The sequence below is a fragment of the Streptomyces winkii genome, assembly GCF_032248595.1.
In the GTDB taxonomy this organism is placed as follows: Bacteria; Actinomycetota; Actinomycetes; order Streptomycetales; family Streptomycetaceae; genus Streptomyces; species Streptomyces winkii.
Window position 1 is genome coordinate 398692 of record NZ_JASTTH010000006.1, and the last position, 23606, is coordinate 422297.

The 23606-nt window shown below is 71.0% G+C and carries 23 protein-coding genes, 2 tRNA genes and 1 pseudogene; 17 read left to right on the forward strand and 9 right to left on the reverse strand.

Annotated elements, in window-relative coordinates:
• Positions 1-105 precede the first annotated feature (105 nt).
• The 3 genes from QQM67_RS20585 to QQM67_RS20595 all read left to right on the forward strand — a co-directional run bounded on the left by QQM67_RS20585 (position 106) and on the right by QQM67_RS20595 (position 1539).
• Positions 106-468 (forward strand): hypothetical protein, encoded by a 363-nt coding sequence (locus tag QQM67_RS20585; RefSeq protein WP_314175446.1) that lies wholly within the window; start codon positions 106-108, stop codon positions 466-468.
• 218 nt (positions 469-686) lie between these two features.
• Complete coding sequence (locus QQM67_RS20590; protein ID WP_314175447.1) at positions 687-1475, forward strand: hypothetical protein; 789 nt, start codon at positions 687-689, stop codon at positions 1473-1475.
• Positions 1466-1539: transfer RNA gene (locus QQM67_RS20595), tRNA-Lys, on the forward strand. The genes QQM67_RS20590 and QQM67_RS20595 overlap by 10 nt, the downstream gene beginning before the upstream one ends.
• A gap of 636 nt (positions 1540-2175) precedes the next feature.
• Here the strand turns inward: QQM67_RS20595 and QQM67_RS20600 are convergent.
• Complete coding sequence (locus QQM67_RS20600; RefSeq protein ID WP_314175448.1) at positions 2176-3366, reverse strand: M6 family metalloprotease domain-containing protein; 1191 nt, start codon at positions 3364-3366, stop codon at positions 2176-2178.
• Positions 3367-3968: 602 nt separating this feature from the next.
• Here QQM67_RS20600 and QQM67_RS20605 point away from each other — a divergent pair.
• Positions 3969-5672 carry a sensor domain-containing protein gene (locus tag QQM67_RS20605; RefSeq protein ID WP_399067233.1) on the forward strand — a complete coding sequence of 568 codons (1704 nt, stop codon included), beginning with the start codon at positions 3969-3971 and terminating at the stop codon, positions 5670-5672.
• 28 nt (positions 5673-5700) lie between these two features.
• On the opposite strand, the gene QQM67_RS20610 is transcribed toward QQM67_RS20605, so the two are convergent.
• The 3 genes from QQM67_RS20610 to QQM67_RS20620 are packed head-to-tail and all read right to left on the reverse strand — an operon-like array spanning position 5701 to position 7654.
• Entirely contained in the window at positions 5701-6408 is a 708-nt protein-coding gene (locus QQM67_RS20610; protein ID WP_314175450.1) for an anti-sigma factor family protein, read from the reverse strand.
• Positions 6405-6953, reverse strand: a complete 549-nt coding sequence (locus QQM67_RS20615; protein ID WP_314175451.1) for a sigma-70 family RNA polymerase sigma factor — start codon at positions 6951-6953, stop codon at positions 6405-6407. Before QQM67_RS20615 ends, QQM67_RS20610 begins: the two co-directional genes overlap by 4 nt.
• On the reverse strand, positions 6950-7654 hold the full coding sequence (locus tag QQM67_RS20620; protein WP_314175452.1) for a YceI family protein: 705 nt from the start codon (positions 7652-7654) through the stop codon (positions 6950-6952). Before QQM67_RS20620 ends, QQM67_RS20615 begins: the two co-directional genes overlap by 4 nt.
• A gap of 206 nt (positions 7655-7860) precedes the next feature.
• On the opposite strand from QQM67_RS20620, the pseudogene QQM67_RS20625 reads away from it, so the two are divergent.
• Together QQM67_RS20625 and QQM67_RS20630 are read left to right on the forward strand one after the other, a co-directional pair.
• Positions 7861-7971 (forward strand): annotated as a pseudogene (locus QQM67_RS20625) (SCO0930 family lipoprotein); the annotation flags it as partial.
• Between the two features lie 6 nt (positions 7972-7977).
• Entirely contained in the window at positions 7978-8343 is a 366-nt protein-coding gene (locus QQM67_RS20630; protein WP_314175633.1) for a COG4315 family predicted lipoprotein, read from the forward strand.
• On the opposite strand, the gene QQM67_RS20635 is transcribed toward QQM67_RS20630, so the two are convergent.
• The 3 genes from QQM67_RS20635 to QQM67_RS20645 form a co-directional block, all read right to left on the reverse strand.
• On the reverse strand, positions 8315-9418 hold the full coding sequence (locus QQM67_RS20635; protein ID WP_314175634.1) for an LLM class flavin-dependent oxidoreductase: 1104 nt from the start codon (positions 9416-9418) through the stop codon (positions 8315-8317). The genes QQM67_RS20630 and QQM67_RS20635 overlap by 29 nt on opposite strands.
• 224 nt (positions 9419-9642) lie before the next feature.
• On the reverse strand, positions 9643-10386 hold the full coding sequence (locus QQM67_RS20640) for a maleate cis-trans isomerase family protein (protein WP_314175453.1): 744 nt from the start codon (positions 10384-10386) through the stop codon (positions 9643-9645).
• A 339-nt stretch (positions 10387-10725) separates the two neighbouring features.
• Entirely contained in the window at positions 10726-11703 is a 978-nt protein-coding gene (locus QQM67_RS20645) for a maleate cis-trans isomerase family protein (protein ID WP_314175454.1), read from the reverse strand.
• Positions 11704-11922: 219 nt separating this feature from the next.
• Here QQM67_RS20645 and QQM67_RS20650 point away from each other — a divergent pair, with 219 nt between their 5' ends.
• Complete coding sequence (locus tag QQM67_RS20650) at positions 11923-12888, forward strand: D-2-hydroxyacid dehydrogenase (protein WP_314175455.1); 966 nt, start codon at positions 11923-11925, stop codon at positions 12886-12888.
• A 247-nt stretch (positions 12889-13135) separates the two neighbouring features.
• The gene (locus QQM67_RS20655) at positions 13136-14545 is read left to right on the forward strand and encodes an amidase (RefSeq protein ID WP_314175456.1); all 1410 of its coding nucleotides are present in this window, start codon (positions 13136-13138) and stop codon (positions 14543-14545) included.
• Positions 14546-14575: 30 nt separating this feature from the next.
• Here QQM67_RS20655 and QQM67_RS20660 read toward each other — a convergent pair whose 3' ends face one another.
• Positions 14576-15106, reverse strand: coding sequence for a DUF3830 family protein (locus QQM67_RS20660; protein ID WP_314175457.1), 531 nt, complete (start codon positions 15104-15106; stop codon positions 14576-14578).
• 127 nt (positions 15107-15233) lie between these two features.
• Between QQM67_RS20660 and ehuB the strand changes: the two genes are divergently transcribed.
• The 6 genes from ehuB to QQM67_RS20690 all read left to right on the forward strand — a co-directional run bounded on the left by ehuB (position 15234) and on the right by QQM67_RS20690 (position 19533).
• Complete coding sequence (gene ehuB / locus QQM67_RS20665; RefSeq protein WP_314175458.1) at positions 15234-16169, forward strand: ectoine/hydroxyectoine ABC transporter substrate-binding protein EhuB; 936 nt, start codon at positions 15234-15236, stop codon at positions 16167-16169.
• Positions 16166-16918 carry an ectoine/hydroxyectoine ABC transporter permease subunit EhuC gene (ehuC, locus tag QQM67_RS20670; RefSeq protein ID WP_314175459.1) on the forward strand — a complete coding sequence of 251 codons (753 nt, stop codon included), beginning with the start codon at positions 16166-16168 and terminating at the stop codon, positions 16916-16918. The genes ehuB and ehuC overlap by 4 nt, the downstream gene beginning before the upstream one ends.
• Entirely contained in the window at positions 16915-17565 is a 651-nt protein-coding gene (gene ehuD / locus QQM67_RS20675) for an ectoine/hydroxyectoine ABC transporter permease subunit EhuD (RefSeq protein WP_314175460.1), read from the forward strand. The genes ehuC and ehuD overlap by 4 nt, the downstream gene beginning before the upstream one ends.
• Positions 17566-17599: 34 nt before the next feature.
• Positions 17600-18370 (forward strand): ectoine/hydroxyectoine ABC transporter ATP-binding protein EhuA, encoded by a 771-nt coding sequence (gene ehuA, locus QQM67_RS20680; RefSeq protein ID WP_399067237.1) that lies wholly within the window; start codon positions 17600-17602, stop codon positions 18368-18370.
• A gap of 265 nt (positions 18371-18635) precedes the next feature.
• The gene (locus QQM67_RS20685; protein ID WP_314175463.1) at positions 18636-19394 is read left to right on the forward strand and encodes an IclR family transcriptional regulator; all 759 of its coding nucleotides are present in this window, start codon (positions 18636-18638) and stop codon (positions 19392-19394) included.
• 65 nt (positions 19395-19459) lie between these two features.
• Positions 19460-19533: transfer RNA gene (locus QQM67_RS20690), tRNA-Lys, on the forward strand.
• A 109-nt stretch (positions 19534-19642) separates the two neighbouring features.
• Here the strand turns inward: QQM67_RS20690 and QQM67_RS20695 are convergent.
• Complete coding sequence (locus QQM67_RS20695; RefSeq protein WP_314175464.1) at positions 19643-20269, reverse strand: TetR/AcrR family transcriptional regulator; 627 nt, start codon at positions 20267-20269, stop codon at positions 19643-19645.
• An 88-nt stretch (positions 20270-20357) separates the two neighbouring features.
• Here QQM67_RS20695 and QQM67_RS20700 point away from each other — a divergent pair, with 88 nt between their 5' ends.
• The 3 genes from QQM67_RS20700 (at position 20358) to QQM67_RS20710 (ending at position 23238) form a co-directional block, all read left to right on the forward strand.
• On the forward strand, positions 20358-21095 hold the full coding sequence (locus tag QQM67_RS20700) for an SDR family NAD(P)-dependent oxidoreductase (RefSeq protein WP_314175465.1): 738 nt from the start codon (positions 20358-20360) through the stop codon (positions 21093-21095).
• Between the two features lie 182 nt (positions 21096-21277).
• On the forward strand, positions 21278-21871 hold the full coding sequence (locus QQM67_RS20705) for a lytic polysaccharide monooxygenase auxiliary activity family 9 protein (protein WP_314175466.1): 594 nt from the start codon (positions 21278-21280) through the stop codon (positions 21869-21871).
• A gap of 224 nt (positions 21872-22095) precedes the next feature.
• Entirely contained in the window at positions 22096-23238 is a 1143-nt protein-coding gene (locus tag QQM67_RS20710; RefSeq protein WP_314175467.1) for a winged helix DNA-binding domain-containing protein, read from the forward strand.
• Positions 23239-23606 lie beyond the last annotated feature (368 nt).

A 23606-nucleotide genomic window follows, 5' to 3' on the forward strand; every position in this document is an offset into this window, starting at 1 on the left:
CTGAACAACGCGCGCGCCCGGACCGTACACGGGCCGACCTGCACAGCGAGCGCCAGACGCGGGAGAATGGCTGACGGCCCGGCCACCACACATGGAGGTACGCACATGCCCGAGCCGCATTCGGCTCCGGATCCCCGGGGGAGCGCTCCGCGCTTCCGCCGCCCGGCACCCCTGCTCTTCGAGCCCTCCGACAACAAGGAGGAATCCGAGCAGTTCTTCGACCTGGACACGATCACGGACCCGCGCGAACTGCTTGAGCGCTCGACCGAGCTGGCGCTGGCGTTCCGGGCGGCGGCCGACCGTGCCGTGGAGTTCCAGGCGATGGCGGCGGCCCAGCTCGCCGACCCCAAGCGCTTCGACCGCCTCTCGGACGCGGCCGTCGCCGAGCGGGGCGACTGGTCGGAGGACTACGCCCGGAAGATGATCGAGTTCGGCCGGGAACTCCTCGCGGACCGCGGACCGCAGTAGCCACGGGCCGCAGACCGCAGCGGGACAGGGTTTCCGGCGCCGTACGGCGTCCGAAGAAGCCGAAGAAAGGCCGGAAAGCGGCTTGCGTCCCGATCCGGCGCTCGCGCCAAGTCACCGGGCATATGCGGGCCGTGCACGATACCCCACAGCGCCCTTGGTTGTCCGATTTTCTGTGCAAGGTTCAAAAGCACACAGCATGTCCGGTACATCTGTTCTTCATGAGTGACTGGCAGCGGGGCACAACCCCGCAGCACCCGACCCACGACCACGATCCCGGGTCCCTCGACGTCCTCGAGTTCTCCGCCGACCCGGCACCCCGCCGCACGACCTGCGCCGCCACCCCGGGCGCCTCGTGCGTGACCTCGGCCGGAGCCGACTGGCTCGCCTCGGCCTGCACCCTGCCCGCCAGCGTGCACGCGCTCTGGCTGCACCGTCCCGCCTCCCCCAGCGTCCTGCCCTGCGGCACGGTCTTCGACGCCGTGAGCGCACCGCCGCTGTCCGGCCGCCTGATCCTGGAACGCCTGTGGTCCAGCGGCCCCGGCAGCGGACCCGTCGCGGTACACCGCGGGCGCGTGCTCATCTTCGCTGCCCCGGGTACGGCGCAGCGTCTGCCCGCCCTGCTCAGTTGGGGAGAGTGGCGGGAGCCCCGCCGGACCGCGATTGCTGAAACGTTCCCCTCGCTGCTCTGCCTCGGTGCCGGGGACTCCGTGACCATCCCCGCCCTCCACCACGACCAGGAAGAACGCGGCCCGTCCCGTGACCATGCGCACCACGGTCACGGCCCGTCCCGCTGGCTCGTCGCACCGGACGTCCGCCAACCCTGGTTACCCGGCCCCGAGGTCCTCCTGAGGGCCTGCGTCCGGGCCGGCCACGACCGCCGCGACGGCCCCTTCTCACGCCTCCGGACTCCCGTACGCGCAGGTCGGAGGCCTGCGCTCACCGAACAACCGATTTCCGGAACAGCGGAGCGTGATGCTAAGGTCTACGACGTGACCAGGCGCCGCTAGCTCAGTTGGTTAGAGCAGCTGACTCTTAATCAGCGGGTCCGGGGTTCGAGTCCCTGGCGGCGCACGAGGGCGAGGGCGAAGTGTGTTCGCGGAAAGCGCGAACCGCTTCGCCCTCGTCGATTTTGCTCGGCTGCGCCTCGCTGAGCGGGGGCTTCGCCACCCGCACCCCCCTCGCCGGTGGGCCGGAGCCGGGCCCCAGCCCACGGAACCTCACCTGGCAAGGGCTAGAGCGATCCCGGAAAGCGCGAACCGCTCCGCCTTCGCCGATTCTGCTCGGTTACGCCTCGGGCCGCGGGGGCTTCGCCACCCGCACCCCCCTCGCCGGTGGGCCGGAGCCGGGCCCCAGCCCACGGAACCTCACCTGGCAAGCGCGAAGAGCGATCCCGGAAAACGCGAACCGCTTCGCCCTCGTCGATTTTGCTCGGCTACGCCTCGGGCCGCGGGGGCTCCGCCACCCGCACCCCCCTCACCGGTGGGCCGGAGCCGGGCCCCAGCCCACGGAACCTCACGCCTCGCCGATACGGCAGAGCCGGACCCCGACCCGCGCGGCCACACGCCTGGCAAGCGCGAAGAGCGATCCCGGAAAGCGCGAACCGCTCCGCCTTCGCCGATTCTGCTCGGCTACGCCTCGGGCCGCGGGGGCTCCGCCACCCGCACCCCCCTCACCGGTGGGGCGGAGCCGGACCCCAGCGCGCGGGCCTCACGTTTCGCCGCTCTTCCGCGTCACCTTCACCCGCCAGCCGTCGTTGGCCGTGCGCCCCGTGACCTCGATCCGCAGACCGCCGCCGTGGCCGGTCGTGTAGCTGTCGCCCTCCCCCAGCGGCGCGTCCGCGAGCGACGGATAGACGGAACCGTCGGAACAGCCGTGTGTGCCGGGGTGCCCGTCCACGACCTTCACCGGCCCGTACGTCGAGGCGCGGTCGCTGCGCACCCAGTACAGGAGCACGCCCGCCGCGCACAGCCCCCGGTCGTTGCCCTCGGAGTCGCGGGCCTCTATCGCCAGCGCCTCGTACTGGCTCGTGCGCACGACCGCGAGCCTCCGGTCGCCCCGGCCGCCCAGCGGATTCGCGCCGAGCGGGCGCACCGTGTGCGTGGAGGCCCCGCGGCCGGGAGGCACACAGCTGACGTTCCGCCTGGTGAGCCAGCCCAGCTTCCACTTCTCCCACGCGAAGAGATCGGGGGCGAGCCCGAACTGGCTGCCCATGAGGTCCCAGTCACCGACGTACGTGTCCCAGTCGGCCATCCCCGAGGACGGACGCTGGTACAGGTCCGGCAGGTCGAAGGCGTGGCCCGTCTCGTGCGCGAGGACGTGCCGGTCCGGCGGGCTCTGCTCGAAGACCGTCACGAGGCGGCGCAGCTGCGTGCCGTCGGCCTCGATGGGGGTGTCGAAGTTCACGACCTTGGTGGCGTCCGAGTCGACGCCGCGGGCGTCCGGGTCGGCCACGAGATAGACCAGGTCGTAGCGGCTGAAGTCGACCCTCGGGTCCGCCGCGGCGATGGCGTCCCGCAGATACGCGGTGCGCTGCTCCTCGCTCCAGTCACGCCTTATCCCGTACGAGCGGGAGCCGGCGGGCATCCGGATCCAGTGCTTGCCGGCGTGGGCCTGGAGGCGGAACTTGCCGTACGAGGCCCGCCGGTAGAAGTCGGACGTGCTCGGGAAGTGGTCGGCGGTCAGCTCCTGCGGCGTGGTCTGGGGACGGGAGTCGGGGAAGGAGAGGAAGAGCATGGCGGCGTCTATGCGGTGCCGGGGCCGGGGATAGGCCGAATCCCAGCTGTCCACGCCGAGGGAGTGGTGGGCGCCGGTGCGCGGCAGGGCGCACGGGGCGGGTACCGCCACGGCCGTGATCGGCCCGGCGAAGAGCGCCATTCCGATGAAGGCCGTGAGCGCCATGAGGACCGCTCCACCGCGGCGCCATCCGCAGCGCACGGAGAAGGATCTCCGTGTGCCGTGCTTCGTCGAACGCGCCACGTGTGGACCTCACTGGGACGGGAGCAAGGACCCTTCAACCGTTGCCCGGAATGCCCGTTAAGTCCTGTTCCGTTAGTCCATGCGCGTGAGCGGCAATATGGCTACTGTGTGTGATGCGCTGCCTTACGCGGTCGACGCCGTTCCCGCACTCCTGCCGGAACGGTCACCCTCGTGTTCACGCTTACGTCCCACGCGTACCAACGCCCCGGTGGGACGCCGTGGTTGCTGGCTCCGCTCACGCACGAACCTCTATGATCGGCACATTTCCAGCGCGGATCGCCTCGCAGCGCCCCGGGCCGACCGCCCGGCCGATCCGCATGCGACGAGCCCCTCTCCGGCGGGAGCGATTGGTGAACGGACCCCTCGAAGGACCGGGCAGGAACTCCGGCGAGAGCACCGGGACTTCACCGCAGAAAACCACTCAGCGTAGCCGCGCGCGAGGCGGGTGGCACGGAAGAACGGAGTGGCGGAACCGGAAACGGGACAGCGACTTCCGGGCCGCCTTCAACGCCGCGCGCCTCGCGATGGCCATCGTCGACCGCGACGGCAGAGTGGTCAGCGCCAACGACGCCCTCGGCGCGCTCCTCGGCGCCCCACCCGAATCGCTTGTCTCCACCTCCGTGACCGACCTCCCGTCGCTCGGCCTGGACGGAAGCGCCGTCCGCGACGGGCTGGACGGGAGCGCCACGCGGCGCCCGGCCGGCCCCCGTACGAGCAGCGCGGGCGTCCAGGGCGACGGGACAAGCGCCCGAGGCGGCACGGCTGTTGAGGCCGGCGCGCCCCCGCTGAGCTGCACCCGGCGCATGAAGAACCCCGACGGGCGCACCCTCTGGGCCGAGATCTCGCTCATGCCCACGGCGCACGACGGCGAGACCCTGCTGTCGGTGGTCGACGTCAGCGAGCAGCGCGATCTGCGCGACCGGCTCCGCCACCTCCAGATGCACGACCCGGTGACGCGGCTGCCCAACCGCGCCCTCTTCTTCGAGCGTCTGGCGGCGGCTCTCTCCGACACGGCGACCGGCAGGGTCGGCATCTGCTATCTCGACCTCGACGGGTTCAAGGCCGTCAACGACACCCTGGGCCACCGCGTCGGCGACGAGCTCCTCGACGCCGTGGCCCGGCGCCTCATCCAGTGCGCCGAGGACGGCGGGCAGCGCCATCTCGCGGCGCGGCTCGGCGGCGACGAGTTCGCGCTGCTCGTCGACGGCTCCACCGGTACGGAACAGCTGACCACCCTGGCCGACGCCGCTCTGAAGGCCCTTCAGCAGCCCTTCGACCTGGGTGGTCAGCGACTCACCGTCTCCGCGAGCATCGGCGTCGTCGAGAGGGAGGCGGAGGGCACCGACCCGACGGAGCTGATGCAGGCCGCCGACACCACGCTGTACTGGGCGAAGGCCGACGGCAAGGCGCGCTGGGCCCTCTTCGACCCCGAGCGCAACGCTCACCGGATCACCCGTCAGGCGCTCTCCTCCGCGCTGCGCGGAGCCGTCGAGCGCGGCGAGTTCGTCCTGGACTACCAGCCGATCGTCGGCTTCGGCGACGACCGTCTCGTGGGCGTCGAGGCGCTGGTGCGCTGGCAGCACCCGCAGTTCGGCAAGCTCGGACCGAACCGTTTCATCGGGCTCGCCGAGGAGAACGGCGCGATCGTGCCGCTGGGCCGCTGGGTCCTGGAGGAGTCGTGCCGCCAGGCGCGGAGCTGGATGCTGGCACACCCCGGGCCGCCGGTGTACGTGAGCGTGAACGTCGCCGTGCGGCAGGTGTGGGACTCGGACCTGGTGGCGGACGTGCGCCGCGTCCTGAAGGAGACCGGACTGCCGTCGGGGCTCTTGCAGTTGGAGCTGACGGAGTCGGCGGTGATGGGATCCGCCGGACGCCCGCTCCAGGCGCTGCACGCCCTCAGCGAGATGGGCGTGCGCATCGCGATCGACGACTTCGGCACCGGCTACTCGAACCTCGCGTATCTGAGCCGTCTCCCGGTGCGTGCGCTGAAGCTGGACGGCAGCTTCGTACGGGGCTTCAGCGCGGCGCCGCACCCGAACCCGGCGGACGAGACGATCGTCTCGGCCCTGGTGCGCCTCGCACACCAGCTGGGCCTGACGGTGACGGCCGAGTGCGTGGAGGGCCCGGAGCAGGCGGACCGGCTCCGCCGCATCGGCTGCGACACCGGGCAGGGCTGGCACTACGCCAAGCCCATGCCGGCCGACTGCATCGCGGCGCTGCTGCGCTGAACACGGTGAACAGGCCGCCGGCGCCCGCTCAGAGCGACGTACGGGCGAGCGGACGGTCCGATCCGGCTCTCCGGATGTCCACCGAGCGGATGTCGTCGGCCTGTTGGCGTGACGACGCGGCAAGGTGCCGGGCCGAGGGGCCCGCGGCCTTCCACGTGGCGACGACTGTCTGAGCGCCCTGCTTGTCGGTGACGACGAGCTCGTAGGAGCCGCGCGGCTCCGGTCCGCCGGGGTACGAGTCCCGGTAGCTGCACGACCATTCCAGGCGCGTCCCCCACGGCTTTGCGGCGACACTGACGTCGGCCCGCATCCCCGAGGCACCGACCGGCTCCATGGCGACCGTCTCGGGACGCGCGCCGCCGCCCGTGCCGGGACCGGAGTCGCCGAGCACGGCGGCGGCGGCCCCCGCGCCCAGACCGAGGCACATCGCGCACGCGGCGGCGAACCCGGCGAACCGGCGGTGGCGCAGGGTGCGTTCGCGGCGTGCGAGTCCCCGCAGCACGCGCGCGTCGTCGAAACCGGCTGCCTCCTCCGTCTCTTCGCGGCGGTCGCGTACGGCCAGGGCGTCCTCGGCGTCGATCCTGCCGAGGATGCCGGGCACGCCCGCGAGATCGTTGACGGAGCGCGCGCACACGTCGCAGTTCTCCAAGTGCCGCTCGAATTGGAGACGTTCCTCGACGGAGAGCGCGCCGAGGACGTAGGCCGAGTCCCAGTCGCGGTAGCGGTCGGCTCTCATCGCGTCACCCCCCTCTCCTGAAGTGCCAGGCGCAGGGCGCGCAAGCCGTAGTGCAGCCGCGACTTCACGGTTCCCTCCGGGATCTGGAGGCGCGCGGCGATGTCCGTGACCGTACGGCCCAGGTAGTACGCGTCGACCACCACGGTGCGGTGGTCCGGGCTGAGCGATTCCAGGGCCTCGCAGATCAGCATCCGGTCCAGCGCCGACGCGGTGTCGTCCTCCGACGCCTTCTCCGGCAGTTCGCCGACGGACCGCTCGTGCAGCCGGCGGGCCCGGCGCCGGTCGTCGATGACGAGGTTGCGGGCCACCGTGAACAGCCAGGGCCGTACGGCCTCGGCGGTGCCTTCGAGCACGCGCGGGTTCTTCCAGACCCTGGCGAGGGTCTCCTGGACTATGTCCTCGGCGAGCTGGACGTCGCCGGTGTGGCGGTGCACGTAGCGCAGCAGGTCGCGGCCGTGCAGCTCGTGCAGCAGGCGCAGATGCTCCGAGCGGCGCGCCGACGGGGACGGCGCGCCGGGCGACGACTCCGCCCGCGGTCTCCTCATCGCTGCGCGGCCGCCAGGGAGAACTCCACCGAGCCGTGCTTCTCGACCTTCACGAAGCCGAGGCTGGGAGCGCGCACGCCGAAGTCCTCGAAGGTGACGGGGATGCCGCCGACGACCTTGGCCCGGTCGGGGCCCGCCTGCGCGCGGGCGGTGAAGGAGACCGCGCGGCGTACGCCGTGGACGGTGAGGTCGCCCCTGAGCCGGACGTCGTGCGCACGGCCGTCGGCGAGAGCGCCGACGGCGACCGGCTCGGTCAGTACGAACGTCGCCTTCGGGAACCGGTCGGTCTCCAGGGCGTTCTTGCGGAAGTAGACGTCCCTCGTGGGCTCCGGCGTCTTGATGCCGGCGACGTCGACGGTGAAGCGCGCCGAACGCAGTTCGCCGCCCTTCAGCCGCAGCGAGCCGCGCACCCGGTCCGTGCGTCCGGTCACGGTCACGTCGTCGCCGCGCAGCACCTCCTCGACGCGGTACCCCGCGAAGGACGAGCCGCCCACCTTCCACGAGCCGTCGAGCTCGCCCGCCTCGAACGGCCCGGAGCCGCCGCCGTCGTCGGCGAGTTCGGGCTGATCCTCTGCCTTGGAGTCGGCCCAGGACGCGTAGAGCGGAGGCCCGGCCAGCACGCCGGCCAGGCCGACGACGGCCAGCACGATCACGGCGACGAGCAGCTTCCTGCGCGCGTTGCGAGGGTTGCGGGCGTTCATGAGCACTCGATTCTCTCGGCCACACCCCTCACTACGGATGGCGCGACGAATCGTTCAACGGGACGGCCGAGGGCGTCTTCTGCACCGTACTCCCGCCTCACGGGAGCCCCCCTGCCTCCGCTCCTCCCGGTACTTCACCGCCCGGTGGCACCGGCCGTTGAACCGAGCGGCGGCGCGTCCCCGCCGAACTCGCCACGGCGGACAGCCCGCAGGGCGAGATCGTCGTCGACGGCAAGGGAATGACCGGCTACGTCTACGACAAGGACGAGCCGAACGCCCGTCAGAGCGCGTGCACCGGCGACTGCACCGCGGAGTGGCCCGCCGTGAAGACCAGGAGCGCCAGCCCCGAGGTCGAGGGGATCAGCGGAAAGGTCTCCACGATCAAGGCCGACGGCGGCGGACGGCAGATCACCGTGAACGGTCAGCCGCTCTACACCTTCGCCGCGGACGCCAAGGCGGGCGACGTCGAGGCCAGGGCGACGAGGGTGTCTGGTACGTGGTCGCCCCGTCCGGAAAGAAGATCACGACTGAGGACGGTGCCGGCGGCGGCGGTTACTGAGCCGCCGGGTCACCGGCTCACCGGCGTCGCCGGACGGGTCTCGTCGGCGGACGGATCTCGTCGGCGGACGCGGCGGAAGGCGGGAGAGCCGCCGCCCGGCGTCACGGCAACTCGTAGGCGTCCGCGATGAGTTCGAAGGAGCGGACGCGTGCCGAGGGGGTGTGGACGTTCGCCGTGAGCATCAGCTCGTCGGCACCGGTCCGCTTGACCAGGGCGTCGAGGCCGTCGCGTACGGCGTCGGGGGTGCCGTGGGTGACGTTGGCCAGCCAGCCGTCCACGAAGTCGCGCTCGACCGGGCTGAAGGCGTACGCCTCCGCCTCCTCCGGCGAGGGGACGAGGCCGGGCCGCCCCGAGCGCAGCCGCAGCATCGCGAGCGCCCCGGTGAGCACCTGGCGGCGCGCGGCCTCCTCGTCGTCAGCGGCCAGGGCGGCGGCGCCGATGAGGGCGTACGGCTCGTCCAGTACGGCCGACGGCCGGAAGCTCTCGCGGTAGAGGTCCAGCGCGGGAAGGGTGTTGCGGGCCGAGAAGTGGTGTGCGAACGCGAACGGCAGGCCCAGACGGCCCGCGAGTTCCGCGCTGAACCCGGACGACCCGAGCAGCCAGACGGGCGGGCGGGAGACCTCGCCCTGCACCGGGCCCGGCACCGCGTGGATGCGGGAGTAGCGGTGGCCCTCGGGGAATCCGTCGTCGAGGAAGCGGGTCAACTCCGCGAGCTGCTGCGGGAATTCCTCCGCCTCTTCCCACGGTCCCGCCCCCACGTCCGAGGGGCTGTGCGGGACCCTGCGGCGCAGCGCGGCGGCCGTCGCTCCGTCGGTGCCGGGCGCGCGGCCCAGTCCGAGGTCGATACGGCCGGGGGCGAGCGCCTCCAGGGTGCCGAACTGCTCCGCGATGACGAGCGGCGCGTGGTTGGGCAGCATCACGCCGCCCGAGCCGAGCCGGATGCGGTCGGTGCGGGCGGCGAGATGGGAGAGGATCACGGCGGGCGAGGAGCTGGCGACGCCGGGCATGGAGTGGTGCTCCGCGACCCAGTACCGGGTGAAGCCCCGCCGCTCCGCGAGGCGCGCGGCCTCGACGGTGGCCCGCAGGGCGTCACGGGAGCTGTATCCGGCACCGACGTTCGCGAGGTCCAGGGCCGAGAGCGGGACGGGGGCGCTGCCCCTCGCCTCGCCCCGGATCCCGCCGGCGTCGCCGGTCCCGCCGGTGATGTGCGCGCGGGCACCGGATCCGTCTTCGGTGCCGGTGCCCGCCTCGCTCGGCCCGTTGCCTGTGGCGTTGCCCTCGTGCACGGGTGCCGCCCTCCGCTCGCTGGTCGTACGTACGTCCAGGACTCGTCAACGGCGGACGGCGCCTTTCTCTTCCCCGGCCTCGTCTTGAGGCCTCGTCTTGGGGCTTCGTCTCCGGGCCGGGCCGGGCCGGGACCGGGGGACGGTCAGGACGCGAACAGCGTGCCGAGCGCCGGACAGCGCACGGAGACGTCCAGCAGCCGCAGGCCCTCCCACGCGGTGACCTGGTTCGCGGTGAGAACCGGCTTGCCCAGCTCCTGCTCGATCTCCTCGATCCAGGCGGCCGTGTGCAGGGCGGTGTCGGGCAGCAGCACGGCCTGCGCCTCGGGGTCGTCGCCGCCGCGGGCCAGGGCCAGGACCTCGTCCTTGCCCCACGTGCCGACCTCGGCGGCGGTGATGATGCCGCTGCCGCGCATCGAGACGACCTCGGTGCCGGCTGCCTTGAGGAAGGCGGTGAAGAGCTCGCCGACGTCCTCGGGATAGGTGGCGGCGATGGCGACGCGCTCGGCTCCCAGCGCCCGTACGGCGTGGGCGAACGCGAAGGAGGTGCTGGACGCGGGCAGCCCGGCCGTGGCGGACAGCTCGCGGACCTGCTCGTGCGCGCCGTCCCAGCCGAAGACGAAGCTGGCGCTGGTGCACGCCCACACGACGGCCTGGACGCCGTGCTCCTTGACCTCTTCGACCTTCGCGGCGAGCCGCTTCGCGGAGCCCATCTCCAGCAGCGCGTCGGCACGGTGGGCGTCCTCGCCGATGTCGGTGTGCACGAGCGGCAGCCGGACGTCCGCACCGGCGTCCGAGAGGATTCGCTCAAGCCGCGGGTAGTCGTCCTCGGCCGAGAAGCCCGGGTAGAGGAATCCAACCGCCTGCGACTGTGCTGCCGCGTTCGCCATCTACGCCTCCTGAAGCGTCGGTGGATGATCGGGATGATCGGGGTGATCGGGGGCGGCCGCCGGCCCGCGCCCTGACCGGCCGGTGACCGGTGACAGGTCCGCGGGCCGAGGTCCGTCACGGGTGGCAGGTCCGCGTGCGGACGGCGCCGTCCTGGATGTCCGGCGCACGTGCTGCCGAGTGTCGCTCACCTCCCTCCCGTACGGGTCTCCGCGTCCGTCACACGCGGAGGTACGGGAGGGAGGCGGCGGGCACGGACGGGCGCCGGACACTGCGTCCGGCGCCTGGTTGTCGGGGTGCACCCCGCGCGGGCGGGGTGCCGCATCTCACACGGGCAGGGGTCACACAGGCGGCTGGTTGCCGCCGCCCCACTCCTCCGTGCCCCCTGAGGGGAAGCCCTGCTCGTACCCGTCCAGCGGTTCGACGATCTCGGTTCCCGCGCTGGCGAGCGCCGCCTCAGGCTCGACAGGAAGAGCGGCGGGCTGCTCCGCCGGCTCGACGGGCTCGACCGACTCGGCCGGCTCCTCGGGCCTGCTGACCGGCAGCATCGGCGAGGAGTTCATCGCCGCGGGGCCGCGACGGGCCACCGGGTCGACCAGCGCCTGGTACGGGCCGACGGCTGCCTTGCCGATACGGCGCAGCGCGTCCCAGAGCGTGACCTGGTTCGCCGAGAGCACCGGCATCCGCAACTCCGCCTCCAGCTGCGGGATGACGTCGTACGTCGGCAGGTTGGTGCAACTGATGAAGAGGGCGTCCGGGGTGTCCCCGGCGACGGCGTCGCGTGCCATGTCCACGACGTCCCGGTAGGGCACCCGCCAGATCTCCCGGGTCAGCCCGAGATAGCTGCGGCCGGTGACCGCGATTCCCGCCTCGCCGAGGAAGTCCTCCAGCGAGTCGGTGACCGACTTCGTGTACGGGGTGACGACGGCCACCCGCCGCGCCCCGATCTCCTGAAGTGCCGCGAGCAGCGCACCGGATGTGGTCAGGGAAGGGGCCTCGCCGGCCTCCTCCATGGCCGCGGTCATGGACCGCTCGCCGACCGCGCCTCCGACGAAGCTGCCGGACGTGCACGCGTAGGCCACCACTTCGGGGGCCACGGCGCACAGAGCCTGCACGCCCTCGCGCAGGGTCTCGTGCTCACTGACGAGGCGAGCCTGGTCGAGGCTCACCTCGACCGGCACAAAAGGGGTTCGTGTGAGGTGCAGTGACACATCGTCCGGCACCCAACGCCACAGCTCCCGATCGAGTGCGAAGTCGAAGGGGGCGACGATTCCGACACCGCGTTGTGGCTGCGGTCCGCCGAGGAAGGAGACATCCATGGGTGAGCCCCAAAGAACGGAGGGGTGGCCTACGGCCAGAAAGGAAAGAAAAATGAAAGCCGGTCATTAGCCGGAACGCCGGGACAGATGCCTTCATTGACGACGGTAGTTCGCGCTACCTACCGTGGTCAATCCTTGCATCCGAGCCGGCTCCGCGCTGCCAAGTTGAGCCATCCCGCCCAGTTGACCGTCCCCTCGTTTCGAAGTGGTTTCCTGCCGATGACCGAGCCCGTCCTCCTTGTCCTCGACGACGATCCGCTGCCCCGGCTCGACCGGCTCGCGGGGCGCGCCCGCATCGAGCACGCAGACGAGAAAACCCTGGTCGAGAAGCTGCCGGCGGCCGACGTGCTGCTCGTGTGGGACTTCCTCTCTGACGCCGTGCGGCACGCGTGGCCGGGGGGCGGCCGGCGCCCCCGCTGGGTGCACACCCCGAGCGCCGGAGTCGACCGTCTGCTGCCGGAACTGGCGGCCTCGCCTGAGACACTCGTCACGAACGCGAGAGGGGTCTTCGACCAACCCATCGCCGAATACGTGGCGGGTCTGGTTCTAGCCATGGCCAAGGATTTCCGCGGCAGCTGGGAATTGCAGCGGCAACGTCAGTGGAGTCACCGCGAGACGAAAAGGGTCGGCGGCTCCCGAGCCGTTGTCGTCGGGTCCGGACCAATTGGAAGAACTGTCGGGCGGACGTTGCAGGCGCTGGGCGTCATCGTCGACCTCGTGGGCCGCACCGAGCGGGCCGGCGATCCGGACTTCGGACGTGTCCACGGCAACGCGGCTCTGGCCTCACTGCTCGGCGAGGCGGACTGGGTCGTGTGCGTCGCGCCGCTGACGGACGAGACGCGCGGTCTCTTCGACGCTGCGGCCTTCGCGCGTATGCGGCCGGACGCGCACTTCATCAACGTCGGCCGCGGCCAGCACGTGATCGAGGGCGACCTGGTCGAGGCGCTCGGCAGCCACCGGATCGCGGGCGCCGCCCTGGACGTCTTCGCCCGGGAGCCGCTCCCCGCGGACAGCCCGCTGTGGGACGTGCCGGGGCTGGTGGTCTCGCCGCACATGAGCGGTGACACGATCGGCTGGCGGGACGATCTGGCCGAGCAGTTCCTCGACAACTTCGACCGCTGGGAGGCCGGGGAGCCCCTGCTGAACGTGGTCGACAAGGACCTCGGGTACGTGCCTTCGAGTTGAGCCCGCCGGGCGGGCGCCCGGGCCGCCGGCCGGCGTCCTGCCCGCGGCCCGGCCGAGCCGTCCCTTCTCGGGCACGTCCGGCACGTCTCCGATCCGCCCCCGGTACGTACGTCCTCGGTACGTCCCCCGATACGTCCGACGGTCACCGCCTCCGCTGCCGCTGCCGCCTTCGCCGCGGCCCGCGGGAGCTCCCGGCACCCGCCGTCGGCGCCACACCGGCCACCCGGCCACGACCCGAAAGGCTCCCATGTCGGATCTCAGCAGCCTCACCGCCGGCCGGCTCATCGCCGGGTTCGGCGACGGAGACTTCTCCCCCGTCGAAGCCACCCGCGCCGCGCTCGAACAGGCCGAGAAAGTGCAGCCCCACGTGAACGCCTTCGTACGCATCGACGGCGACGACGCGCTCGCGCAGGCTCGCGAGTCGGCGGAGCGCTGGCGCCGCGGCGAGCCCCAGGGCCCGCTCGACGGTGTGCCGGTGACGGTGAAGGACATCCTGCTGCTGCGCGGCAAGCCCACGCTCCGCGGCTCGTGGTCCTCCTCCACCGAGGGCCCGTGGGAGGAGGACGCGCCCTCCGTGGCCCGCATGCGCGCGGCCGGTGCGGTGTTCATCGGCAAGACCACGACGCCGGAGTTCGGCTGGAAGGGCGTGACGGACAGCCCCCGGCACGGCGTCACCCGCAACCCGTACGACACCTCGCGCACCGCGGGCGGCTCCAGCGGCGGCAGTTCGGCCGCGGTGGCGCTGGGCGCGGGACCGCTGACGCTCGGCACCGACGCCGGCGGATCGGTGCGCATCCCGGCGGCGTTCTGCGGGATCTTCGCCCTCAAGCCGACGTACGGCCGGGTGCCGATCTATCCCGCGAGCGCCTTCGGCACGCTCGCGCACGTGGGCCCGATGACCCGGGACGCGGCGGACGCGGCACTGCTGATGGACGTCATCTCGCAGCCGGACGCCCGCGACTGGTCCCAGCTGGCGCCGCCGCACGGCAGCTTCCGCGAGTCGGTGCGGGACGGGGTGCGCGGGCTGCGTGTCGCGTACTCGCCGGACTTCGGCGGACGCGTCGAGGTCGATCCGGCGGTCGCCGCCGGGGTGCGGCGCGCGGTCGAGCGGCTGGAGGAGCAGGGCGCAATCGTCGAGGAGACCGACCCCGGGTTCGAGGACCCGATCGAGGCGTTCCACTCGCTGTGGTTCGCGGGAGCGGCCCGCGTGACGCAGTTCTTCACGGACGAGCAGCGCGAGGCGATGGACCCCGGTCTGCGGGAGATCTCCGAGGACGGCGCGGCCCGCAGCGCACTCGACTATCTGGCCGGCGTCGACGTCCGCATGGCGCTGGGCAAGCAGATGGGCGTCTTCCACCAGACGTACGACCTGCTGGTGACCCCGACAATCCCGGGGCCCGCCTTCGGGGCCGGCCTGGAGGTGCCGGAGGGCTCCGGCTACCGGCGGTGGACGCAGTGGACGCCCTTCACCTACCCCTTCAACATGACGCAGCAGCCCGCCGCGTCGGTGCCCTGCGGCGTGGACGGCGAGGGGCTGCCGGTGGGCGTACAGCTCGTGGCCGCACGCCACCGGGACGATCTCGTGCTGCGTGCCTCGCACGCCCTGTACGAGGCGGGGGCCGCGGACGTGCCGGCCCCCGCCCTGGCCGGGGAGTGAGGACCCGGGCGTCCAGGGCCCGGGGAGCCCTCAGCTCCCCTGGACCCTGCGGAAGTTGAGGGTCTCGCCGAGGGCGCCCGCCCTCCACAGGTCCTGGCAGGCCTCGGCCATGGCGTCGAGACCCTCGACGACCGAGCCCCAGACGATGCCGGGCACCCACCCGGCGTCGCCGTTGATCAGGAGGTTGTTGCGCTCGTAGAAGAGCGCGAGGTCCACGACGGTCGACCGGGTGGCGTGGGCGGCCTGACCGCCCCGCTGCTCGGCCGCCGCCTCATAGCCGTACGACGCCGTGCTCAACTGCGTGTCGGTGAAGGTGAAATAGCACAGGTCGCCCGGGATGGGGGTGATCGTCGGATTCTCCAGCGGCGGCTCCTCCGGGGCGAACGGAGGGATCAGCGCATAGATCTCGTTGCGTGCGTACTTCGCGTGGTAGACGTCGCCGCCCAGCGGCAGCGCGTTCCACACGGCTTCGCAGGTGATCGGCGCGCGGTCGTCGAGCAGCTTCGCCGTGCAGCTCACTCCCCGCTTGTCCAACGACACTTCAATGAACCGATCCGCCATCGTGCCTCCGCGTCGTGCGTGGTGTTCGTACGTGTCAATGGTGGCGCAGCGGTCAAGCCCACAACGGGCAGGTCAAGTGCTGAAAACAATCCGCATATCTTCCAAGTGCCTGGGTAGCTGCGCGCCCATGGCTCCACCACGAGGCAACAACACCGGAAATGCCGGGAATACCGGCAGAAGTCTGGGACGCCGTTCGGTGCTCGCGGGAGCGGCATCGCTGACGGCGCTCGGAACACTGGGCACCACCACGGCGTGCAGCCGTGTGGCCGGTGCCAAAACCGGAAACGGGGGCGATCTGCTGGAGAGATTGAAGGCACAAGGCAACGTCAGGCTCGGCATCGCCGGGGAGCAGCCGTACAGCTACATCGACAAGAACGGTGAGCTGACCGGTTCCTCCCCCGCCATCGCGCGGATCATCTTCAAGCGCCTCGGCGTCGAGAACGTGCAGCCGCTGCCCACCGAGTTCAACTCGCTCATTCCGGGCCTCAACTCCCAGCAGTTCGACGTGGTCGCTGCCGGCATGTACATCAACCCCGAGCGGTGCCAGCAGGTGATCTTCGCCGACCCCGAGTACGAGATGCGGGATGCCTTCATCGTGCGCAAGGGCAACCCCAAGGGCCTGCACAGCTACAAGGACATCGCCGAGAAGGGCGCCAAGCTCGCCACCGGCGTCGGCTACGCGGAGATCGACTACGCGGTGGACGCCGGGGTCAAGAAGAGCTCCATCAAGCTGCTCCCCGACCAGCTGGCGGGTCTGCTGGAGGTCCAGGGAGGCCGCGCGGACGTCTTCGCGGGCACCGCGATCACCGTCCGGAACGTGGTCAAGCAGTCCAAGAGCGGAAAGACGGAGTACACCGACGACTTCGTGCCGACTCTGGACGGCAAGCCCGACCTCGGCACGGGCGCCTTCGCGTTCCGCAAGAACGAGAGCAATCTCCGCGACGCCTTCAACGAAGAGCTCCACAAGATGAAGAAGAGCGGCGAGCTCTTCCGCGTCATGAAGCCCTTCGGGTTCGTCGAGCAGGAGATGACGTCCAAGACCGCGAAGGAGCGCTGCAAATGACGGACCTTACCTGGGGTCTGTGGGAGCTCCTGCTGAAGGGCGTCTGGCTGACGGTCCAGCTGACCGTCTTCAGCGCCATGCTGGGCGCCGCCGTGGCGTTCGTGGTCGGGGTCGCCCGTACCCACCGGCTGCGTACCGTGCGCTTCCTCTCCGGCGCCTATATGGAGATCTTCCGCGGCACCTCGGCTCTTGTGCTGATGTTCTGGATCTTCTTCGTCCTGCCGGTCGCGTTCGGCTGGCAGCTCGTCCCGATGTGGGCGGCCGTGCTGGCCCTGGGCCTGTCGTACGGCGCGTACGGATCGGAGATCGTGCGCGGCGCGCTGGCAGCCGTGGCACCGGCCCAGCAGGAGGCGGGCATCGCGCTCAGCTTCAGCCCGTGGCAGCGGCTCACCAAGATCGTGCTGCCGCAGGCGTGGCCCGAGATGATCCCGCCGGCGAACAACCTGCTGATCGAGTTGCTCAAGGGCACCGCCCTCGTCTCGATCATGGGTGTCGCGGACATCGCGTTCGGCGCCTCGCTGGTACGCAACGCGACCGGGCAGAGCGCCCCCGTCTACACGATCATCCTGGTGATGTACTTCGTACTCGCCTTCGTCATGACGCGCGGGATGCGCGTACTGGAACGCCACGCCAAAGCGGGCATCGGCCAGGCTCCGGCCGGCAAGGACACCGGCGCGGGGCGCCGGGCCACCGTGCCGCGCCAGGCGGGCGCCTCCCGTGACGTGCCCACCGCCGGAGGTGCCTCATGACTTGGGACTGGTCCGCAGTCGGCGATTTCATGCCGCGCCTCTGGGACGGCGTCGTGCTCACGCTCGAAGCGCTGGTGCTGGGGTCGCTCATCGCCTTCGCGCTGGGTCTGGTCTGGGCACTGGCCCAGCGGTCGAGCCTGAAGATCGTGAGCTGGCCCGTGACCGCCGTCACGGAGTTCATCCGCAACACCCCGCTGCTCGTGCAGCTGTTCTTCCTCTACTTCGTGCTGCCCGAGTGGAACGTCACCTTCTCCGCGCTGGTGACCGGCGTCATCGGCCTGGGTCTGCACTACTCGACGTACACGGCGGAGGTCTACCGCGCCGGCATCGACGGCGTGCCCGTCGGGCAGTGGGAGGCGTGCACGGCGCTCAGCCTGCCGCGCGGCCGCACCTGGAGCGCGGTGATCCTTCCGCAGGCGATCAGGCGCGTGGTGCCCGCACTGGGCAACTACGTCATCGCGATGCTCAAGGACTCACCGATGATCGCGACCATCGGTGCTCTCGAAATGCTGGGCCAGGCTCGTCAGTTCAGTGCCGAGACCTTCCAGCCGACCGAGCCGATCACGGTCATCGGCATCGTGTTCATCCTGATCGCATACCCGGCATCCCTGCTGATGAGAGCTCTGGAGCGTCGACTTGTCCACTGAGAGCAGCACTTCGAAGGAAAACAAGAATCCGGCTGTGGACGGCAGTGAGCTGATCCAGTTCAAGGACGTCACCAAGCGGTTCGGAAGCAACGTCGTACTCGACAACCTGTGTTTCGACGTCTCGTCCGGCAAGCACGTCACCCTCATCGGCCCGTCGGGATCCGGGAAGACCACGATCCTGCGGCTGCTGATGACCCTGGTGAAGCCGGAGGAAGGCACGATCAAGGTCGCGGGCGAGTACCTCACCCACGAGGAGAAGAACGGGAAGCTGGTGCCCGCGAGCGAGCGCCACTCCCGCGAGGTGCGCAAGAAGATCGGCATGGTCTTCCAGCAGTTCAACCTCTTCCCCAACATGAAGGTGCTGCGGAACATCACCGAGGCGCCCGTCCACGTCCTGGGCATGTCCAGCGACGAGGCGGAGCAGCGGGCACGGGAGCTGCTCGAACTGGTCGGCCTGACCGACCACATCGACAAGTACCCGAGCCAGCTCTCCGGCGGTCAGCAGCAGCGCGTGGCCATCGCCCGCGCGCTGGCGATGCGTCCGCAGGTGCTGCTGCTGGACGAGGTCACCTCGGCCCTCGACCCGGAGCTGGTGGCGGGTGTGCTGGACGTCCTGCGGGACATCGCGCACACCACGGACATCACCATGCTGTGCGTCACGCACGAGATGAACTTCGCGCGTGACATCTCCGACGACGTGCTGATGTTCGACGCGGGCCGGGTCATCGAGTCGGGTTCGCCGGAGAAGATCTTCAGCGACCCGGAGCACGAGCGGACGAGGGAGTTCCTCAGCGCCGTGCTGTGACGCGCGGCGGCTTCCGGTTCTCTCCGGTCTTCCGACGTGAGGGGCCGCACCCGGTTCGCCGGGGAGCGGCCCCTCACGCGTGTGCGGAGTGCGGCTCCGGCGCGGGTACGGCGTCGCGTGCGGTGCGTCCGCAGCGCGAGGTCGCATATGCCAAATAGGCGCAACGGCCCCCTCCGGCAGGCCCGTTGGCGGCTATCGTGAGTAGCGGACGTGACCGGACGCGACGGTCACTACGCAAACGGTCACACCTCCAGGGAGGCCCGTCGTGGCGCTGAAGCCGGAGCACACCGCACCGTTCCACTCAGTGCGGTACGCGCTGCGTGTGCTCGAGGCGATCGCGGCGCATCGCGACGGCGTCACGGAGGCGGACATCTCCCGCGAGACGGGCCTGCCTCCGGGCCATCTGGCGCATCTGCTGGCGATGCTCTGCCGCGAGGCCTACGCGGAGCGGCTTCCGGACGGCTCGTACGTCGTCGGGGAGTCCCTGGTGCTGCTCGGCTCCGGCGGCGACCGCGAACGGGCCCTGGACGAACGGCTCCAGCGCACCCTCGCCGATCTGCGCGACACCGTCGGCGCCGCGATCTATCTCAGCCGCTACAAGGACGGCGAGCTGGAGGTCACGGGTTACGCGGACAGCCCGGCGACGCCTGCCGTGAACGAGTGGGTCGACTTCCGCTCCGCGCTGCACGCGACGGCGATCGGCAAGTGCCTGCTGGGGCAGCTCGACCACAACGGCCGCATGGACCACCTCGCGCGGCACCGGACGGCACGTCTGACCTCCCGCACCATCACCGACGAGAAGCTGCTGCTGAACACGCTCGACCGGCAGCCGCCTACCGTCCCCGTGCTGGATCTCCAGGAGTACGCGGTGGGCACGGTGTGCGCGGCGGTGCCCGTCACGGCCGGGTCGTCGGTGGGATCTCTCGCGCTGTCGCTGCCCGTCGAGCACGCGCACCGGCTCCGTCACGCGGCGGAGACGCTCAGCCGCAAGGCGGCTCCGGTGATGCTCTCGCTCGCCATCTGATCAGGGTCATGAGCACCCTCCCGGAGGGGGTAGTATTTCCTTCGTCGGTCTGCGAAGGCCGACGGGCGCCGTTAGCTCAGTTGGTTAGAGCAGCTGACTCTTAATCAGCGGGTCCGGGGTTCGAGTCCCTGACGGCGTACCGGGTTCGGCATTGTACGAACACCAACATTGGGGCCCTGGGCAGCGGTTCTCCGCCGCCCAGGGCCCTGTTCGTGTCTGCCGCGCATGGATCAGCCGTCGCGCATCGCTCAGCCGAGGTCGGCGACGCCGGCGAGAAGCGTGACGAGCAGCGGATCGAGCTGGTCGAGGCCGCACCGCAGCCGAGTCGCCATCTCGTCGCAGGCCGGGAAGCCGGTGACGGCTCCGATCGCGGCGACGGCCCGGTCGGTGTCCACGCCCTCACGCAGGCGACCGCCGGCGGCCAGCCGGCGCACGAACACCGCGACCTGTTCGTAGCGCCACTGCTCCCGGCTGCTGAGCACGCGGTGGGCTTCCGGGTCGACAGCGGCGAGGCTGATCAGCCTGCGGAACAGATCGGGATCGGTGCTCCAGAAGCGGCACAGCTCGGCAACCATCGCCCGGCAGGCGGCGGCGGGATCGGCCATGTCCCCGGCGGTCCGGATTCCGGCGACGAGGTCGGCGCGCCGGGCCAGATCCCCGGCGACCGCGTCGAGCAGCCCGAGTTTGGACTCGAACTGGCGGTAGATCGTGACCCGGGTGACGCTGGCGTCGACCGCGACCCGTTCCAGGCTCAGCCGGTGATATCCGTCCGCGATGAGACGTTCCCGCGCCGCGGCCAGGATCGCGGCTCTCGTACGCGCAACCCCCGCCGCGCGCAATCCGGTTCCGGACGCTCTCTCCCGATCCTCGCTCACGCGCACACGATACAACCCGTAGCACGTGATACAGCTTGTATCATCAATCTGATCTGGACGCCGCGCGCTCACGCGAGGAGAGATGTCGATGACGGACGCACCGGTAGCGCTGATCACGGGCGCCAACAAGGGACTCGGCAAGGAGACCGCCCGTCAGCTCGCGCAGCGCGGAATGAGAGTGCTGCTCGGCAGCCGGGATCCCGGTCGCGGGGCAGCCGCAGCAGCCGAACTGCGGGCCGGCGGCGCCACGGTGACTCCGGTGACGCTCGACGTCACGGACCCGGGCACCGTCGAGGCGGTGGCCGGGCGACTGCACAGCGACTACGGGCGGCTGGACGTGCTCGTCAACAACGCCGGTACGGTTCTGGAGGAACCGGCCGCGACGCTGACCGCCGCTGGGATGCGCGAGGTGTTCGAGGTCAACGTCTTCGGCGTCGTCACCGCCATCCACACCATGCTGCCCTTGCTGCGCCGGTCCGGCTCCCCGCGGATCGTCAACGTCTCCAGCACCACCGCATCGCTGACGCTGACCAGCGACGGCACCGACTTCGGCGGCGACGCCGGCCGACGTGTGGCCTACACCAGCTCCAAGGCAGCCGTGAACATGCTCACGGTTCAGTACGCCCAAGCCTTCGCCGGGGACCCGGAGCTGGCCCATATCCGGATCCACTCCGCAACTCCCGGCTACACCGCGACAGATCTGACCCGGCACCGCGGCACCCGCACCGTGACCGAGGGAGCCCGCATCATCGTCGAGCTCGCTTCGTCGCCCGGCAGCGCGCGCAGCGGCGGCTTCTACAACGACCAGGGTCCGGTGCCGTGGTGACCGATCCCCGGCCGGGCGACCGGCGCGCTCCATGGCCGCTCACCCGCCCTGCGGCCCCATCTCCCGCCCCCGTGCCGAGAATTGGTCTGGACATGGCCGGATGGTCGCGCTACATTCGCCGTCTGGTCTAGACCGTTGAACGTCACGTGCGCACTCCGCCCCCCACGATCATCTGGAGAGACATGCGCAAGAAGATCACAACGGCCGTCGTAGGACTGGGACTTGGCGGTGCCGCCATGTTCTTCGCAGGCGGCCCGGCACAGGGACACGGCTTCAGTACCGACCCCGTCAGCCGCCAGGCCAACTGCGCGGACGGCAAGGTCACCGGCTGCGGGCCCATCGAGAACGAGCCACAGAGCGTCGAGGGGCCCAAGGGCTTCCCCGAGGCGGGCCCCGAGGACGGCTCCATCTGTTCCGGCGGCAACGAGAGCTTCAAGCAGCTCGACGACCCGCGCGGCGGCGACTGGCCCGCCACTGAGCTGAAGGCCGGCGCGGACCACACCTTCAAGTGGTCGATGACGGCGAGGCATTCGACGACGGACTTCAAGTTCTACATCACCAAGGACGGCTGGGACCCGAGCAAGAAGCTCACCCGCGCCGACCTGGAGTCGAAGCCCTTCCTGAAGGTGGACATGAACGGCGAGCAGCCCCCGGCCGAGTGGACGGGCAAGGGCAAGCTCCCCGAGGGCAAGTCGGGCCGCCACCTGATCCTCGGCGTGTGGACGATCGCCGACACGGCGAACGCCTTCTACTCCTGCTCCGACGTGAAGTTCTGAGCCCGAGGGCCGTCTGCGGCACCCGCTTCACCCGCAGCACCGCAGCACTTCAACAAGCTGCACGGCCCCGGAGAACCCCACGGGGAACCACGGGACCCGAATTCCCGGACGGCCCCGGAGGGAGGGGCCACGGCCCGGCCGCACTCGCAGCGGCCGGGCCGGACCCCGTCCGCCGTACGGCCGGTCGCGTGGCGCACCCGCATCCCGTCCGACAGACTCCCCACATGCACCCCGCCACCCTCACCGACAGGGCCCTCGGCCGCGCACTCGTCTCCCGTCAACTGCTCGCCGAGCGGGCGGGGATGACGGCCCTGGAGGCGGTCGAGCATCTCGTGGGCATGCAGGCGCAGGCGCCCAAGCCGCCCTACGTCGGGCTGTGGTCGCGGCTCTCGGACTTCCGCGCCGAGGAGCTGTCCGCGCTGCTGCGTGAGCGGCAGGCGGTACGCGTCAGCGTCATGCGCGGCACCGTGCACCTGGTGAGCGCCGCGGACTGCCTTCAGCTGCGCCCCCTGACCCGCGGGCTGTACGAGGCCATTCTGCGCAGCAACTACCGCAGACGGCTGGAGGGCCTCGACCCGTGGGACGTGGCCGACGCCGCGCTGGCACTGCTGCGCCAGGAGCCCCGCACGGCGCGCGACCTCGGCCGGCTGCTCGGCGAACGCTGGCCCGGCCATGAGCCCGAGGCCCTGTCCCGGGCGGCGCGTGCCCTGTGCGACGTGGTGCAGATCCCGCCGCGCGGGCTGTGGGGACGCTCGGGGCAGCCGACGTACGCCACCATCGAGTCGTGGCTGGGGCGTCCCGTCTCGACGGAGCCGGGCGTCGAGTCCGTACTGCTGCGCTACCTGGGCGCGTTCGGGCCGGCGTCCGTCATGGACGCGCAGGCCTGGTCGGGGCTGACCCGGCTGGGCGAGGTCATGGAGCGGCTCCGGCCGCAGCTGCGGGTCTTCCGCAGCGAGAGCGGGCGTGAGCTGTTCGACCTGCCCGACGCCCCGCTGCCGGATCCAGAACTGCCGCTGCCGGCGCGCTTCGTCGCCGAGTACGACAACCTCACGCTCTCCCACGCGGACCGTACGCGCGTGATCAGCGACGCCAGCCGAAAGCTCATCGCGAGCCGCAACGGCCAAGTGCCCGGCACCGTACTGCTGGACGGCCGGGTGCGCGGCATGTGGAAGGTGGAGCAGCCGCGGAAGCGGGCGGTGACCCTCACCGTCACCCCGTTCCGGCGCAAGCTGACGGCGGACGAGGAGAGGGAGCTGGCGACCGAGGGCGAGCGGCTCATGGCCTTCGCGGTGCACGGCGGCGCGGAGGACCAAGTGACCCCCGGCACGGAGGAGTTCACGATCGTCTTCGCCGATCCGGCGGGCTGACCGGCGACGCGGCACGGGCCGCGAATTTACTCACAGACCACACACAACGTGTCCATTTCGATGACACCTCCGTCACAGAGAACCCGGAAATCACTCCGCTAAGCGGACGAAGTGCCCCTTTTCGCCCTTGCGTTCGGGCCTGGAGTCGGAGAACCTACCGACGTCTCCGACCGCCGTGCAGCTCAGCGAATCGACGGCCGGCGAGCGGTACGGCACGGCCCAGGGCCGGCCGCCCCGAAGCTCCGCCGGACGGCAAACCGTGTCCTCTCCATGGAACCGGGCGTCGCCCACACGCAGTCTCTGTACGAAGCAGCCGACGCCTGCCGCGCCGGGGGCCGCGGGAAAGGACGCGGGAAGTACGACCACAC